The sequence below is a fragment of the Desulfovibrio oxyclinae DSM 11498 genome (assembly GCF_000375485.1).
GTDB classification, from domain to species: domain Bacteria; phylum Desulfobacterota; class Desulfovibrionia; order Desulfovibrionales; family Desulfovibrionaceae; genus Pseudodesulfovibrio; species Pseudodesulfovibrio oxyclinae.
The window spans coordinates 129,437-145,168 of record NZ_AQXE01000006.1; the positions used below are offsets into that span (position 1 = coordinate 129,437).

20 protein-coding genes are annotated in these 15,732 nt (G+C 60.8%); 11 read left to right on the forward strand and 9 right to left on the reverse strand.

The window, feature by feature from the left end:
* Positions 1–15: 15 nt before the first annotated feature.
* Together panB and B149_RS0108035 are read left to right on the forward strand one after the other, a co-directional pair.
* Positions 16–897, forward strand: a complete 882-nt coding sequence (panB, locus tag B149_RS0108030) for a 3-methyl-2-oxobutanoate hydroxymethyltransferase (RefSeq protein WP_018124672.1) — start codon at positions 16–18, stop codon at positions 895–897.
* Entirely contained in the window at positions 898–1,860 is a 963-nt protein-coding gene (locus B149_RS0108035; RefSeq protein ID WP_018124673.1) for a hypothetical protein, read from the forward strand.
* 500 nt (positions 1,861–2,360) lie between these two features.
* Here the strand turns inward: B149_RS0108035 and smpB are convergent, their stop codons facing one another.
* The 8 genes from smpB to B149_RS0108080 form a co-directional block, all read right to left on the reverse strand.
* On the reverse strand, positions 2,361–2,837 hold the full coding sequence (gene smpB / locus B149_RS0108040) for an SsrA-binding protein SmpB (protein ID WP_018124674.1): 477 nt from the start codon (positions 2,835–2,837) through the stop codon (positions 2,361–2,363).
* Between the two features lie 8 nt (positions 2,838–2,845).
* Entirely contained in the window at positions 2,846–4,630 is a 1,785-nt protein-coding gene (ptsP, locus tag B149_RS0108045) for a phosphoenolpyruvate--protein phosphotransferase (RefSeq protein ID WP_018124675.1), read from the reverse strand.
* A gap of 8 nt (positions 4,631–4,638) precedes the next feature.
* Positions 4,639–4,944, reverse strand: a complete 306-nt coding sequence (locus B149_RS0108050; protein WP_018124676.1) for an HPr family phosphocarrier protein — start codon at positions 4,942–4,944, stop codon at positions 4,639–4,641.
* 48 nt (positions 4,945–4,992) lie between these two features.
* Positions 4,993–5,769 (reverse strand): PTS system mannose/fructose/sorbose family transporter subunit IID, encoded by a 777-nt coding sequence (locus B149_RS0108055; RefSeq protein WP_018124677.1) that lies wholly within the window; start codon positions 5,767–5,769, stop codon positions 4,993–4,995.
* A 55-nt stretch (positions 5,770–5,824) separates the two neighbouring features.
* On the reverse strand, positions 5,825–6,367 hold the full coding sequence (locus tag B149_RS0108060) for a biotin transporter BioY (RefSeq protein ID WP_018124678.1): 543 nt from the start codon (positions 6,365–6,367) through the stop codon (positions 5,825–5,827).
* Positions 6,360–7,358, reverse strand: coding sequence for a biotin synthase BioB (gene bioB / locus B149_RS0108065; RefSeq protein ID WP_018124679.1), 999 nt, complete (start codon positions 7,356–7,358; stop codon positions 6,360–6,362). Before bioB ends, B149_RS0108060 begins: the two co-directional genes overlap by 8 nt.
* Positions 7,355–8,200, reverse strand: a complete 846-nt coding sequence (rsmI, locus tag B149_RS0108070; protein WP_018124680.1) for a 16S rRNA (cytidine(1402)-2'-O)-methyltransferase — start codon at positions 8,198–8,200, stop codon at positions 7,355–7,357. The genes bioB and rsmI overlap by 4 nt, the downstream gene beginning before the upstream one ends.
* 78 nt (positions 8,201–8,278) lie before the next feature.
* Positions 8,279–8,665 (reverse strand): YraN family protein, encoded by a 387-nt coding sequence (locus tag B149_RS0108080; protein ID WP_211208183.1) that lies wholly within the window; start codon positions 8,663–8,665, stop codon positions 8,279–8,281.
* A 91-nt stretch (positions 8,666–8,756) separates the two neighbouring features.
* Here B149_RS0108080 and B149_RS0108085 point away from each other — a divergent pair, with 91 nt between their 5' ends.
* Entirely contained in the window at positions 8,757–9,389 is a 633-nt protein-coding gene (locus tag B149_RS0108085) for an HD domain-containing protein (RefSeq protein ID WP_018124682.1), read from the forward strand.
* 24 nt (positions 9,390–9,413) lie between these two features.
* Here the strand turns inward: B149_RS0108085 and B149_RS0108090 are convergent, their stop codons facing one another.
* Positions 9,414–10,166, reverse strand: a complete 753-nt coding sequence (locus B149_RS0108090) for a substrate-binding periplasmic protein (protein ID WP_018124683.1) — start codon at positions 10,164–10,166, stop codon at positions 9,414–9,416.
* A 246-nt stretch (positions 10,167–10,412) separates the two neighbouring features.
* On the opposite strand from B149_RS0108090, the gene B149_RS0108095 reads away from it, so the two are divergent.
* The 8 genes from B149_RS0108095 to B149_RS0108130 all read left to right on the forward strand — a co-directional run bounded on the left by B149_RS0108095 (position 10,413) and on the right by B149_RS0108130 (position 15,588).
* Positions 10,413–11,219, forward strand: a complete 807-nt coding sequence (locus B149_RS0108095) for an MlaE family ABC transporter permease (protein ID WP_018124684.1) — start codon at positions 10,413–10,415, stop codon at positions 11,217–11,219.
* A gap of 13 nt (positions 11,220–11,232) precedes the next feature.
* On the forward strand, positions 11,233–12,054 hold the full coding sequence (locus B149_RS16765; protein WP_018124685.1) for an ABC transporter ATP-binding protein: 822 nt from the start codon (positions 11,233–11,235) through the stop codon (positions 12,052–12,054).
* A gap of 27 nt (positions 12,055–12,081) precedes the next feature.
* Positions 12,082–12,525 (forward strand): outer membrane lipid asymmetry maintenance protein MlaD, encoded by a 444-nt coding sequence (gene mlaD / locus B149_RS0108105; RefSeq protein WP_026167523.1) that lies wholly within the window; start codon positions 12,082–12,084, stop codon positions 12,523–12,525.
* A 2-nt stretch (positions 12,526–12,527) separates the two neighbouring features.
* Positions 12,528–13,157, forward strand: coding sequence for an MlaC/ttg2D family ABC transporter substrate-binding protein (locus B149_RS0108110; protein WP_018124687.1), 630 nt, complete (start codon positions 12,528–12,530; stop codon positions 13,155–13,157).
* Positions 13,158–13,159: 2 nt separating this feature from the next.
* Entirely contained in the window at positions 13,160–13,963 is an 804-nt protein-coding gene (locus B149_RS0108115; protein ID WP_018124688.1) for an MlaA family lipoprotein, read from the forward strand.
* A 2-nt stretch (positions 13,964–13,965) separates the two neighbouring features.
* Positions 13,966–14,445, forward strand: coding sequence for a metallophosphoesterase family protein (locus tag B149_RS0108120; protein WP_018124689.1), 480 nt, complete (start codon positions 13,966–13,968; stop codon positions 14,443–14,445).
* Between the two features lie 101 nt (positions 14,446–14,546).
* Entirely contained in the window at positions 14,547–14,846 is a 300-nt protein-coding gene (locus tag B149_RS16770) for an SHOCT domain-containing protein (RefSeq protein WP_018124690.1), read from the forward strand.
* A 91-nt stretch (positions 14,847–14,937) separates the two neighbouring features.
* Positions 14,938–15,588, forward strand: coding sequence for a Crp/Fnr family transcriptional regulator (locus tag B149_RS0108130; protein WP_018124691.1), 651 nt, complete (start codon positions 14,938–14,940; stop codon positions 15,586–15,588).
* Positions 15,589–15,732 lie beyond the last annotated feature (144 nt).

A 15,732-nucleotide genomic window follows, 5' to 3' on the forward strand; every position in this document is an offset into this window, starting at 1 on the left:
GTCAAGGAGACAAGGATGAGCACCCAAACCGCTCCCAAGACCGGGCAGGAACGTCCGGTGACCGCTCCCGACATCCGTGCGCGCAAGGGCGAAAGCCCCATAGCCTGCATTACCGCCTATGATTACTGCTCCGGCACCATTGCGGACCAAAGCGGTGCCGACCTGGTTCTCGTGGGCGACTCGCTCGCCATGGTCATGCTCGGGCACGAGGATACGCTCTCCGTCACCATGGACGAGATGCTGCACCACACCCGCGCAGCCAGCCGCGGCGTGAAGCGGGCCCTGCTCGTGGGCGACATGCCGTTTCTTTCCTACAATCTGAGCACAGAGCAGGCTCTTGCCAACGCCGGACGCTTTCTTTCCGAAGGACGCGCCAAGGCCGTCAAGCTCGAAGGTGGCGTGGGCGTGGCTCCGCAGGTCAAGGCCATCGTGGATGCGGGCATTCCGGTCCTCGGCCACATCGGCCTCACTCCCCAGCACGTGGCGCGTTTTGGCGGATTCAAGGCGCAGGGCAAAACCGCCGAAGCGGTCAAGTCCATGCTGGACGACGCACTGGCCCTTGAAGAGGCGGGGGTCTTCGCCATCGTGCTGGAAGCCGTCCCCGAAGAAGCCGCACAGCTCATCACCGAAGCCCTCAGCGTGCCGACCATCGGCATCGGCGCCGGAGCCGTGACCGACGGCCAGATCCTCGTCTATCATGACGTGCTGGGCATGTTCGACCGCTTCACTCCCAAGTTCGTGCGCCGTTACGGCGAACTGGGCGAACTCTGCGCCGAGACCCTCAAGCGCTACTGCGACGATGTGCGGCACTGCCATTTCCCCACGGAAAAACACACCCTGCACATGGATGACGACGAAGCGGCCAAGCTCAGGAAAATCAAAAGGCCGAAACGCTAAATGGATTCACTGCTCTCGTGGCCGGTTCTGTGGAACGGGCTTTTCTGGCCGCTTATGCGGCTGGTGTTCTTCATCAGCGTCGGCCTGTTCATCGGCAATCTCATCGAGTCCCTGAACTGGACGCGGCATGTGGCACGGTTCGCCGAACCGCTGGCCCGCCGCGCCCGGCTCAAGGACGTGTCCGCAGCCAGCTTCTCGCTGGCCTTCTTCTCCGGCGTGACCGCCAACACCATGCTTGCCGAGGCTCACGAAAAGCAGACCATCTCCGATCGGGAACTGTTGCTTTCCAACCTGTTCAACAGCCTGCCCACGTATTTTCTGCACCTGCCCACGATTTTCTTCATCGCCGCGCCCTTCATCGGTTCCGCGGCCGTGGTTTACGTGGGCATCACCGCCAGTGCCGCCGTGCTGCGCACCGGCACCATCGTGCTGATGGGCCGCTTCCTGCTACCCCCTGTCCCCGAAGGATGCGTACCGTGCAGGCTAGACGAAGCCCCGGACAATCGCGGCAACCCCCTGCAGAAAACACTCAAGCGGTTCCGCAAGCGGCTGCCCAAAATTCTCTATTTCACCGTACCCATCTACATTCTGTTCTTCCTGCTGCGGCATTACGGCATCTTTGCCTCGCTCCAGCAGTTCATGTCGGACAATGTGGGATTCCTGTCATGGCTGCCCACGGAGGCGGTCGGCATCGTGGCCTTCCATGTGGCAGGAGAATTCACCGTGGGACTCGCCGCGGCCAGCGCCCTGCTTCAGGACGCTTCCCTTACTACCCACACCGTGGTCCTCGCCCTGCTCACGGGCAATGTCCTGTCCTCGCCCATGCGCGCCTTCCGGCACCAGTTTCCCTACTATGCCGGGATATTCCGTCCCCGCATGGCCGCCCGGCTCATCGTGGTCAACCAGACCCTTCGCGCCACCAGCATCGCCTTCGTGGCCGTCCTGTACGCCGTATTCGGATAATGCGCACTTGTGCAACTTGTGCAACGCACAAATTGCCGAACATTGCACAAACTGCATTGCACACTCTTCACCACATTCATACATTTCAGGTGCTTACACTTTGGCACGGCACATGCTTAAGTCTCACTACAGATCAGGGTGAGAAGCAGAAAAGCATTGCCTCTATCCTTTATGTGACAGCAATACTGGCACACCTCCTCTCGGACCGGGCCCATGCCGGATGGGCCCGGGACCAGGAGAAAGGCACCTCCCCTGAACCATAGCGGCAAGACAGAGCCGGAAGAGCGTCAACGCAAGTGCCCCCTCACTCCTAATCGTCGCTCTGCCCCCTCAGGCGACGATTCGCTCTGCGAACCTCCGGACTGTCACGCAATAAAGGCCGACCGAACCATCGGCCATATTCATCCCTCCCCCCCTTAGACCTACAGGAAAGGGGCCGCCCGAAAGGGCGGCCCCTGCATCCTGGGTCCAAAAGCCGTATTGAAAAATCGAACCTGTCGCTATTTATACGCGGCGAGTTGACGGGCGGTATCCCGTGCAATGTCGCGCTGCTTCAGGTCTTCCTTCTTGGAATGCACGTTCTTGCCCTTGCCGAGGGCGATCTGCAACTTCACCTTGCCCCGCGAAAAATACATCTTCACGGGAATCACGGTAAGACCTTTCTGATCCGCCCGGGACTGGAGCATGTCGATTTCACGCTTGTGCAAAAGCAGCCTGCGCGGACGCTCGGGGTCGGGGCGGTCAAAAAGGGAGGTGTTCTCGTACGGAGCGATGTGCACGCCCACGAGCCACGCTTCCCCGTCGCGAAAGCGCACGTATCCGTCCTTGAAGCTCACTCGTCCCTCGCGCAGAGACTTCACTTCACTGCCCTGCAGGGCGATGCCGGCCTCGAAGGTATCCATGAATTCGTACAGGCGCCGGGCCTGCTTGTTCTGCCCGATGACGTTTGCAGCGGGTTTCTTCTTTTTCTTTCCCATATATGTCTCTAATGCGGAAGTTCGTCGTTTTCCAGAAGCGATGCGAAAAAGGTCAATTCTTCCGGATACTGTTTGAAAATGGTCTCCATGACCAGCGAGTTGATGCGCCCGACGGTGCGGCATTCCAGCACCTTGCGCAGCAGTTCCCGGCACTCGCGCATCCGGGTCTGACGGATGACGCGCTTGATGCCCGGTATGGCTTGCGGCGTCAAGGAAATGGAGTCGATGCCCATGCCCATGAGCAGCGGCACGCAGTAGGGATCGGAGGCGACCTCGCCGCAAAGGCTCACCGCAATGCCCGCCTCGTGGGCAGCGTCCACCACCAGCTTGATGGCGCGCAGCGTGGCCGGGTGCAGCGGCTGGTACAGGTACGAAACATGGCTGTTGGTACGGTCCACGCCGATGCTGTACTGAATGAGGTCGTTGGTGCCGATGCTGAAGAAATCCACTTCCTGAGCCAACAGGTCCGCGATCATCACGGCAGAAGGCAGCTCGATCATAATTCCCACGGGCATGTCCGGATCGTACTCCACGCCTTCGCGCCGGAGTTCCGCCTTGGCCTGCGCCAGCCATGCCTTGGCCTGACGCACTTCCTTGATGCCCGAGATCATCGGAAACATCAGCGCCACATTGCCGTGCGCCGAGGCGCGCAGGATCGCCCGCAGCTGCGTCTTGAAAATTCTCGGATGCTTGAGGCAGAAGCGGATGGCCCGCAGCCCCATGGCCGGGTTGGCTTCGTCCAGCATCCCGAAACTGCTCATGAACTTGTCGGATCCGAGGTCGAGACTGCGGAAGATGACCTTGCGCGGCTTCATGATTGAGGCCAGGTCCGCGTACTTCTGGTACAGCTCCTCCTCGCTCGGCAGGTCGGACCGGCTGATGTAGGCGTACTCCGTACGGTACAGGCCGATGCCTTCGCCGCCGCTGTCCAGCACTGCCGCGACTTCCTCCACCAGCTCGATGTTGGCGTGCACGTCCACCTTGAACCCGTCGAAGGTCTCGGCCGGAAGCTGGCACTGAAGACGCGTCTGCCTCGTGTATTCCTCGAACTGCGCGGCCCGCTCGTTGTAGTCGGTCAGCTCTTCTTCGCTGGGATTGACCACGATTCGGCCCTGAAGACCGTCCACCACGATCAGATCACCGTCGCTGATCACCTCTTCAAGCCGATTCACGCCCACCAGCGCGGGGATGCCCAGCGTGCGGGCCATGATGCCCGTGTGCGAGGTCTTGCCGCCCTGCACCGTGGCAAAGGCCATGATCCTGTTCACTTCCAGTTCGGCGATATCCGCCGGAGAAAGGTCGTGCGCGAGGATGATGACGCGCCCCTGTACAGCAGCGTTGTCCGCGCCCTTGCCGATGAGTCGCGACTGAACGCGGTCGGCCACCACATGCACGTCCTGCATCCGCTCGCGGATGTAGGGGTCTTCCACGGCGCCGAAGGCCGCTTCCTGATCGGCCACGGACTTTTCCAGTGCCCATTCGGCGTTGAGGCCGAGGGTGCGGATGTATTCCGCCGCGGTGTTGGAAAGCTTGGGGTCGCCCAGCATCATGAGATGCGTATCGATGAGCAGGGCGTAGTCCTGAAGTTCTGCGGGAACCTTTTCACGAACGGCCTGCATTTCCTGACGCACGGTCTCGAAGGCCGCATGCAACCGTTCCACCTCACCTTCGATGCTGGAGGCGGGCACGGTGTTACGCGGCAGGTGCGCCTTGTGGCTGCGGTTGACGAACACGGCCTTGCCGATGGCAATGCCGGTCGCCACGGAGATACCGCTGATAGTCTTGCCGTTCACTTTCCCATCTACTCCTCGCGGAAGCGGTTCTCGAAGAGCCGCTCCAGCCTGTCCAGCGCCTGCGGCGCGTCATCGCCGCTGGCCCTGAGTTCCAGAGTGGTTCCTTCTCCGACGGCAAGTGTGAGTATGTCGAGAATACTCTTGGCGTCAACCACCTGCTCGCCGGAAGCGATGCTCACCGACGCACTGAACTTCTGGGCGGCCTGAGCCAGCTTGCCCGCGGGCCTTGCATGGAGCCCGTTGGGGCTGCTGACCACGACCTCCCGCGTCTGCGTATCCCCGTTGCCGCCGGGTTCGGATTCATTCTTGACCATATATATCTGTCCTTGATCGGCTTTGAAAGCCGTTCGACTTATCTTGTATCACATTCCGGGCATCACGGACATGATGCGTTGCGCCGTCAAGCCTATTTCCGGCAACAGTTCGGTCATCAGCAGAAAGGCCGCTGCCGCAAACACCCGGGAAACAAGCCCGGTGTTGACGAATCGACCGAACAGAGTCAGCGCGGAAACCCCGAGCACCCATTGCCACCAAACCATGGGCTGCGGCCATATCTGTGCCCATATTACAACCAGAAGCGCGGCGTTGGCGTATTTCAGCCTCGCGCCCCAGTTGATGAGATCCCAACGTCTGAGCCGCTCCAGAAACTGCAGGCCGTTGCGCAGTCCCGCCAAAAACGTCAAGGCACGGAACCCCTGCAAGCCGGCGAAGAGAACCAGCCCGAGTACGAAAGGCGCGACGTGCAGCCCAGCCAGAAGCATGGCCGTGGTCGCCAGCGCCCAGAACACGAGCAGACTCCCGGCGAAAACCGAGTCGCCCAGTGCCGAGAGCGTATAGCTTGTGGTATCGCGCACTTTGTAGAACATCTTTTCCGGGAACCGCCCATCATGGATGTTCTGTTCCAGATGCAGATAGATGCCGGCCAGACAGGGAAGCCAGAACGGATGCGACTGATGATGTCGCACATAGCGGCGAAGGGCCCTGCGGTACGCGGCGGAATCCGGATGGATGGCGCGCAGGCCGGGCATCATCGCATAGGTCATGCCTATATTCTGCATGCCGCGGGTGTTGAAGCAGGCACCGCCCAGCCAGCAACGCACGAACGTACGCATGAAGGCCTGTGCCTTGCCCTCCCGCATGAGGCTATCCGTGCTGCCGAGTCCGATGGCCGTTCCCTCCAAAATACTTGCCGGATCAGCCGGGAAGCAGGCTGATTCTCTGAAGATAGCGCGAAATCAAAATCGCCGCCACCACCTTGAGCTCGTCCCACGGAGCAAAGGGAATGACCCCCACGGTGAGCGTCTTGCCCCAGGTGAGATCAAGGGACATCTTCAGCCACACCGAGCCGATGCCGTAAATGACCAGCATGGCGCAAAGCCCCCAGAACAAGCCGGAAATCCAACCGAAGCCACCTTGTTCATCCCGTACCCGTCCTGTAAAAAGCGGTGACAACAGGAATCCGACCAGATACCCGCCCGTCGGCCCCAACGCGTAGCCGATCCCCGCGCCGCCGCCGCTGAAGACCGGCATCCCGGCGATGCCCGCCAGAATGTAAAGCCCCACGGCAGCCATGCCGTACCGGGGACCGAGGATCATGCCCGCCAGAAACACGAACAGCGGCTGCATGGAGATTGGCACCGGCCCGATGGGGACGATGAGGTATGCGCCAACGGCGATGGCCGATGCCATGATCGCCGTCCATACGATGAGACTCAAACGTTGGATGCCTTCAGCCATTGCGGATCTCCGGTTGTTCCGCACCGACGGGATCCAGCCCGGCCGCGCGGATGCGTTTAAGGTCCTCTTCCGGACCTTCGCCCGGTGTTGTCAGATAATCTCCGGTCATCACTCCGGTAATGCCCGCCCCGAAAGGCTTGGCCGCACTCTCCGGACTGAACACTGCGGGACGTCCGCCGCAAAGCCGCAGCTGCCTGTCCGGAAGCAGAAACCGCAGCAATGCCAGCGTCCTCAGCGCTTCCGAAGGCGTCATCACGGAACGCCCCTCCAGCGGGGTGCCGGGCACCGGCGTCAGAAAATTCACGGGAACCGAGGGCACCCCCAGTTCCGCAAGCGTCAACGCCAGCTCGGCGCGGTGCTCCCAGCTTTCCCCTAGTCCGAAAATACCACCGGAGCACACGAAAAGCCCTTCCTCCAACGCATCCCGGACGGCCTGCACGTCCTCTTCGTAGTCATGCGTGGAGCAGATGCTGGGGAAATACGAGGCCGACGTCTCCAGATTATGATGGTATCCGGCCATTCCCGCACGTTTCAGCTCACGAAGCACGTCCCGGCTCACTATGCCCGGGGACGCGTCAGGCGTGACCCCTGCCTCGGCCGCCGCCCTCAGGCAACGGGAAAATTCATCCAGCTCCCCCTCGCGCAGCCCCGTGCCGCTGATGACCACCCCGAAGCGGCTCGCACCGCCGCGTCTGGCTTCCTGAGCCGCGCGGCCCACTTCACCGGGATCCAGCAAGGGGTATTCGTCACAGCCGGTGTCATGATGCGCGGACTGGGCGCAAAACGAACAGTTCTCGGGACACCGTCCGCTGCGGGCGTTGACGATGGCGCAGACATGCATCCGGTTGCCGAAGAAGTGGTACCGCACGGATTGCGCGGCCTGCATCAACTCCGTGATGCGCTCGTCCGGGCACAGGGCCACGGCTTCGATATCCGTATCGGCCAGCGCCCTGCCCTCCACGGCGCGTTTCGCCAAGCGCTCGAAAGTCATTGCGTACGCATCCTTGCATAAAGCTGTTTGGCGGTCCAGCCGCTCAGCCGCGCCGCGGCACGTCGGGCGACCTCCTTGGGCTTGCCCCCGGCCTCGGCCTCCTGCGCCAGCACGCGGTCGGCCTCATCGGCTTCGCTCACGGCTCCCTCTTCGGGTGGGCCGATGACCACCGTCGCCTCGCCCCGAATCTCGAAATGCGCCGCATCCGGGGAAGCGAGGGTGCCGTACAGGTACTCCTCGTAATCCTTGGTCAGCTCACGGGCGATGCAGTACGGACGGTCGCCCAACGCCTTGAAGGCTGCGGAAAGGGATGCCTCCAGCCGGGTCTTGCGCTCGAAGAACACCAGCGTGGCGCCCGTGTCGCGATATGCCTGAAAAAATTTAGTCGCCTGTCCTTCCTTGCGCGGCGGAAAGCCGAGAAAGGCGTAGGGGATGGGCGGCAGCCCGCAGGCGGAGAGCGCAGTCACGGGTGCGCTGGGGCCGGGCACGGGCCGCACGGGCAGCCCGGCGTCGCGACAGCCGCGCACCAGCCGGAATCCGGGGTCGGACATGAGCGGCGTCCCGGCATCGGAGACAAGGGCCACGGCCTCGCCCGCCTCGATGCGGGCAAGCACCATGGCGGTCTTGGTCGCCTCGTTGTGTTCGTGAAAACTGGTCATGTCGCCGGACCGCTCCACGCCGCAGCGCTGAAGCAGCAGTCCGGTGCGTCGGGTGTCCTCCGCCAGTATCAGGGAGGCGGCGGAAAGAACCGCTGCCGCCCTCGGCGAGAGGTCCCCGTCGTTGCCCAGCGGCGTGGCCACCACGTACAGGCCGGGGGAAGGAAATTCGTTCGATTCGTTCATGGCTGGTACCGTCCTGTGGGATCGGGGGTTCTTCTACCACCGGGAGCCGCAGGACGGAAGCGGCAATTTTCCCGGTTTTCAGGCGTAATCAGCGGCGTCGATAACGTCGCGGTACAGCGTGATTTCAAGACCATCGGCCCCTTCGGAGACCGCGGCCAGATCGAAACGACACGGCACCTCCCACTGGTCGCTGGCGGAAAGATAATGCGAGGCAGCTCTGACAAGCCGGGAACACTTCTCACGGCTCAGGGCCTGCGAGGCGCAGCCGCGCGAGCCGCGCCCGCGCGTCTTGACCTCCACGAACACGAGAGTGTCCCCGTCGCGGCAGACCAGATCAAGCTCCAGCCGCCCGTGACGCCAGTTGCGTTCCAGCACCCGAACCCCCTCGGACTCCAGATGACGGGCCGCCGCATCCTCGCCCATGCCGCCCGCGCCGGGCATTATGCTCTTCAGAATTGCGCGCATGGTGCCAAGTAGCACACCGTCGCGCGGCGGTCCATGGGCCGCCAATTCACATTTCCTTGAACTTGCAGGGCGCGAGGCGTATGCAGTCCGCATGAAACACGACGACACCAACGCACAGGGCGGCGCGGCGCCGGTTCGCGACCGCGTGACGCGGATAGCGGATTTTCTCTTTGAATGCGGCATGCTTCGCAAAACGCCCAGAACCGGCTACCAGTTCCTTGGCTCCGGCTCGGAGAACGTGGCGGAACATTCGTTTCGCACTGCGGTCATCGGCTACGTGCTGGCGCGAATGGCAGATGCCGACGAAGCCCGCACCACCCTTTTGTGCCTCTTCCACGACCTGCACGAGGCCAGAACCGGTGACTTCAACTACGTCAACCGCATCTACAACAGCTCCACTCGCACCATGGCGCTGGAACATGCCACGGCCGGGACCGGCCTCGCCGACGAGTTGCTCCCCATGTGGGAGGAGCTTGAGGCGGTTCAGACGCTTGAGGCCCAGCTTGCGCAGGACGCGGACCAGCTTGACTTCATCCTGAACCTCAAGGAAGAGGCGGACATGGGCAACCGCTACGCCACCCAGTGGCTGGAGCTTGCGGTACAGCGCGTGCGCACCAAGTGGGGGCAGGAGCTGGCCGAGACCATCGCCCGCACCGACCACAAGGACTGGTGGTTCCTCGGCCCCGACCCCGAGTGGTGGATTCGCAAGAACGGCAAGAAGTAGGCGTTGCCGATGGCCCGGCGCGGGTTACTGCAGGAAAAAGCGTTTAAGAATGGCTTCCACACGTCCGCTCTCGATCATGGCTCCGAGCGCCCTGTCGAACCGATCGACGGTGACAGCCCTTTCGGGGCTGCGGGTATAGCCGATGTAGTAGTCAACGTCCTCGTACTTCGCGACGTACTCCAGATTGCCCAGATGCAGCTTGCCCATGAGGGCCACACCTACATCCCGATTGGAGAAGACGGCGTCGATCCGGCCCCACGCAAGTTTCTTGAATGCTTCCTCGTCGTCCGGGGTCATGTCTATGAAGAAATCCCCGTCCAGTTCGCGGCAGAGAAGGTCCAGCGTATTGGAGGTGTTGGAAGGGCCATAGACGCCCACGACCTTGCCTTTAAGAGCCTGCGGTCCCGACTCCTGCATGGCCAGCGGGCTGTCCTTTCGCTGAAAGAACCCATACTCGGTCCGCACGACGGCACTGGAAAAACGCATCCAGCGAGTACGCTCGTAGGTTTTGCCTATGAAGAACAGCGCGTCGGCTTGACCGCGCCGTAAGAGCATCTGCGCCCGGGGCCAAGGCAGAATACGAACATCGCAATCCACCCCCTGCTCGGTGCAGACTGTCTTCACGATCTCCACCCCCGGCCCTGACGGCACCCCGTCCACTGCATAGGTGAACGGCGGGAAATCCTGTGTCAGAAAGAGCAGACGCTCCCTTTCCGCGGCACCGGACGACGTCGCAAAACAGAGCAGGATCACTGCCGCAGCAAACCACTTTTTCATGCTCCACCTCCTTGGCACAGGGGCTTTTGCAGCGGATTGCAGACTCCGATTTTTTCCAGCTTAGGCTATTTGGCAGTGGTTGGACATGTTTTTTCAATACGTCCGGCGGCATTGGTCACATTTTCAATACCGAGCTTGCGAAGCGTGAATGAATTCTGTAATAGTCGCTAAGCCAAGCAGACGGATTCCGGCCGGGCGCGCTGTTGGGGACTGGCGGCGTCCAAGGTTCCGTCATCGGGGAAAGCAATGTCACAAGCTGTGAGGGGAATTTCCGCCCCGTTCGCCACGCTCGGCGCGGCGTTCCTGGGGTTTGTGGGAGAATTGGGCGCGCTTGCCATCTTCTTCCTGGATTCCCTGCGTCTTGTCTTTGCCGGATGGGGGCAGTTTGCCAAGATCATCCGTCAAATCTACTTCATCGGCGTGCAATCCATCAGCGTCATCGCCCTCATCGGCGGTTTCGCGGGTATGGTCATGGGCATGCAGCTCTATTTTGCCCTGTCCATCTTTGGTGCCGACGGCTTTCTCGGCGCAGGGGTCGGCCTTTCCATGGTGCGCGAACTCGCGCCCGTGCTGACGGCCATCATGCTCGCCGGACGCGCAGGCTCCGCCATGACCGCCGAGATCGGCGTCATGCGCATCTCCGAACAGATCGATGCGCTGACCATCATGGACATCAACCCCATGCGCTACCTCGTGGCGCCCAAGATGGCGGCGTGCATCATCAGTTTCCCCATCCTGACCACCTTCTTCAATCTCATCGCCATCTCCGGCGGCTGGCTCACCGGCGTCAAGCTGCTCGGGGCCAATGAAGGCGTCTACTGGTCGCGCGTGCAGGAGTCTCTCAGCTGGAGCGACATTGAAGGCGGACTCATCAAGTCTCTCGTCTTCGCCTGCATCGTCTGCACCATCTGCTGTTTCGAAGGATATTTCACCCACACCCGCAAAGGGCACGTGGGGCCCGAAGGCGTCAGCCAGTCCACCACTTCGGCGGTGGTCAAGGCCTGTGTCGTGACGCTTGCCTCCGACTACATTCTCACTTCGATACTGTGGTAGGAGGGAAGGCGATATGACGAAAGCACCGGGAATACGCACCCAGAATCTGAGCATCGGCTACGGTGGAGTCCCCGTGGCGTCGGATCTTGATCTGCAGATGCCCGCAGGCAAGGTGACGGTGGTCGTCGGCGGCTCCGGCTGCGGCAAGTCCACCCTTATAAAACACATCCTGCGACTGCACGATCCCATTGAAGGGCGCGTCTTCGTGGGGGACCACGAGGTGCACTCGCTCTCCGGCAAGGCGGCCCGCTGCTTCAAGCAGCGCATGGGGGTGCTGTTTCAGGACGGCGCCCTGCTCGGCTCCCTGACCATTGCCGACAACCTCGCCCTGCCCCTTCGCGAGCACACGAGGCTGAAGGACCCGGAGATACTGGAGATCGTGCGCAACAAGCTCCAGCTCGTGGGGCTGGAGGGCACTGACGCAAAATACCCCACGGAGCTTTCCGGCGGAATGCGCAAACGCGCGGGACTTGCGCGGGCGCTGGTCATGGACCCGCAGGTTCTTTTCTGCGACGAGCCCACTTCCGGGCTGGACCCGATTCTTTCCGCGGAACTGGACCATCTGCTGCTGGAAATGATGTCGCATTTCGACATGACCATGATCGTGGTCAGTCACGATCTGGCAAGCATGCGGGCCATTGCGGACCACGTGGTGCTTCTGGGCGACGGACGCTGCCTGTTCCAAGGTTCCGTCGAGGAACTGGACGCCAGCGAGGACGAGTACCTCAGACGGTTCCTCGATCGGTTGCCTGAAGAACGCACCACCCCACGCCTGACCATGCCGGCGCTGGACCCATCCAAACTCAAGATCGACTGCAGCAGGCTGCTGGACTAAAGGACAGGTTCCGACACAATGAGCAACATGAAGAAATACAGCAAGGAAACGGCCGTCGGCATTTTTGTCTTCGTCGGGCTTCTCGCCATGGTCTACATGAGCGTGAAACTCGGCAACGTGGGCATCTTCAGCGACAACCACTGGACCCTCAAAGCCAGCTTCACCGACGTTTCCGGCCTGAAGGACAACGCTCCCGTGCAGATGTACGGCGTGAAAATAGGCTACGTCAAATCCATTACCCTCAATCAGAAGGATGGCGTGGCGGACGTGGACATGAAAATCCACGAGGATGTAACCGTCACCGACGACTCCATCGCCTCGGTAAAAACCAGCGGTCTCATCGGCGACAAATACATCAAGATCACACCGGGCCTCGGTAGCGCCATGGAACCGGGCGAATTCCTGTTCGACACCGAACCGGCCATCGACCTTGAAGACCTCATAAGCAAATTTGCATTCGGGAAGGTATAGATATGCGAAAGACTCTTTTTTCCACCATTGTGACGGCTCTTATCTTTCTGGGATTCAGCGCCTCGGCCCTTGCCGCCGAATCGCCGCAAAAGCGTGTCGAAGAGGGTGTCGGCGAGATAGTCGAACTGCTGAAGGACGGCCGCCTGCAGGACAACGACAAGCGCGAGGCTGCGCTTGAGGACATCTCCAAACTTTCCGACAAGTACTTCGATTACAAATACCTGGCGATGATGGCCGTGGGGCGTCCTTGGTTGGAAATGGATGATAACACCCGCGACGAGCTGACCAAGGTCTTCCGGAAAGTGCTTGAGCTCAACTACCTTCCCAAGCTTGAAGGATACTCCGGACAGAAGATCAATTACGTCAAGGAAATGGTTCGCGGAGACAAGGCCATGGTCATCACCGAGGTGATTGACAAGGACAAGAAAATCTCCGTAAACTACAGGCTGGTAAAAATGAATGGCGTGTGGATGGTTTACGATATCATCGCCGAAGGCATCAGCCTGGTGAAGAACTACCGCACCCAGTTCGCCGAGATCCTGCATGACGGCGACGCGCAGACCCTGATCGAAAAGCTCCGGCAGAAAGCCAAGGAGCTTGAAGCCGCTCAACGAGCCGAAAACGGAAACTAACCATGCGCCTGCAATTCATTCTGGCATTCGCCATCGTTCTTTTCGCCGCATCCACGGCTCTCGCTTCCGGGCCCACCTGCCCTTCGGAGCAGCTGGCCCAGTACAACTTCAAGGAAGACATCTGGGACGACTCCGGAAACCTCGTAGAGGACGACAGCGCCGCCTCCATGGACCAGCCCGCTGCCAAGGACTTGGCCTCGGACCCGTTCGAAGGCTGGAACCGCTTCTGGTTCCAGTTCAACGACAGCCTCTATTACGGCCTGTTCAAGCCCATCGCCAAGGGCTACGGTTACGTGGTTCCGGAAAAGCTGCGCCTGAATTTCCGCAACTTCTTCCACAATCTGCTGTTCCCGGTCCGGTTCGTGAACTGCCTCTTGCAGGGCAAATTTCAGGGTGCCGGTCTGAACATGTCCCGGTTCATGGTCAATACCGTCTTCGGTGTCGGTGGTCTGGGCGATCCGGCCTCTGCGCACAAGAAAGCTCGCCCGGAAATTGCTGACGGGAAAGAAGACTTCGGCCAGACCCTCGGCCACTGGGGCATCGGCAACGGCCCCTACCTCGTGTGGCCGATCATGGGTCCCAGCACCGTTCGCGACACCGCAGGCTTTGCCGGAGACTACTTCGTCTCCGTGGATACCTACGTGCTGAACTTCTGGCAGGCCATTGGCTACTTTGCATTCGGCCGCGTCAACTATCTTTCGCTCAATCTGGATCAGTACGACACTCTCAAGCAGGGTGCCATCGACCCCTATCAGGCCTTCAAGGACGCCTACCTGCGTCTGCGAGCCAAGCAAGTCGCCGAGTAGCGATGCTCATAGCCGTCATCTCCGACACGCATATGGGCGCGCCTCCGGCCTGGCTGGATGAAGTGTACGCGCGTTGGCTGGAACCGGCCGACGCGCTTCTTCATTGCGGCGACATCACCAGTCCTTCGGTCTGGTCGTACTTTCTGCAGCATCCGCAATTCCACTGCGTACGCGGCAACTGCGACTGGGACCCGGCACTCGTGGACCAGCTCCAGCCCATGCAGACCATCGACATCGGCGGCCTCACCGTGGGCATGACGCACGGCTGGGGACCCCGTCCGCAGGTACCCGAAAAAGTAGCCGAAGCCTTTGCACCGGACTGCGACCTCGTCTGCTACGGGCACACTCACGCCCGCGACTGGTCTGTACGAAACGGACTGAGGCTCTGCAATCCCGGCAGCCTCGGAGAATCCGGCTCTCTCGCCCATATTACCGTGGCCGATGAAGGCAGCATGGACTGCCGATTCGTCAGCGTCCGGTAAGCCTCCGACACGCCTTTCCTCCCTCGCATCTTTACGCGAAATGGTTCGCGAGCATTGTTGCACGCTTTTCAAAGTGCTATGCTCACGCGAAAGGAGGATTCATGACACTTCGCACACTCATCACCGCAGTTTTTGCTGCCATTCTCACCGCCGGTTGCATGGGGCACACCCCCGGAACACCCGGAGGCTATTCCGGCCACATGGGCGGCATGCCTTTCGGCGGCTTCGGTATGATCCTGCTTGTAGCCGCCATTGGCTTGATCATCTGGATGACCATGCGCGGATCCGCTGGCCGGGACAGGAAGGAAAAGACCTCGCTGGATATCCTCAAGGAACGATACGCCAGAGGCGAAATCGACCACGAGGAATTCGAGCAGATTAAGAGCAAGCTGGAGGAATGATCCGGTCCGGACCGTGCGAATGGGCAGGTGCGTGGACAGTTTTGTGGGGGCGTGGTACGTTTCCCGACCCTGTCACGATGGAGTCAACAGCATGAAGTTTTCCGGCATCAACCTTCTCGACGAACTGCAACGTCCCGAACTCGAAGACCTGCGCCAGAACTTCCGGGAGCGGCGGGTCCGCAAAGGCAGTATCGTCTTTCGTCCCGACGAGGAGGAGGATCTGGTCTTCATCATCTCATCGGGGCGGGTTCGCATCTACCTTGGCTACGAGGACAAGGAATTCACCCTCGGCATCCTCAATCCCGGCGACCTCTACTCAACCCACGCCGACTGTTACGTGCAGGCGCTGGAAGACACCGTACTGCTGACCACCGACGTGAACTCCGTGAAAAACTGCATGGCGCAGATCCCGCTGTTCAACCGCACCATGGTCCGCGTGCTCGGCCACATCCTGAAAAACTCGTTCTCGGTCATCGACGGCCTCGTATTTCGCGACATCAACACCCGTCTCGTGGACTTTCTGCTCAAGGAGGCCGAGGACGGCACCGCGCGCAACGACGGAGCCATCGAGATCGAAACCGGGCTCACTGTCGAACAACTCTCCCAACTCCTCGGCGCTACGCGCCAAACCGTTTCCACGCTTATCAACAACCTCGTCCGCGACGGACTCATTGAAAAAATTGGCCGCTCGAAATGGTTGCTGCCGGATCCGGAAGGTCTCCGCGCCAGAGTCGAAGCATGACGCGCCGGCCCGCGGAAGAACTTTTTCGGATTTTATACCTGCAATGTCGGATATCCGACAAAAACTTGTGCCGGAATTGTCTACAGTAAACTCCGAGGCTCTCAGCCTCGCGCCGTAGATGACATAACGCCCAACCCATCGGGA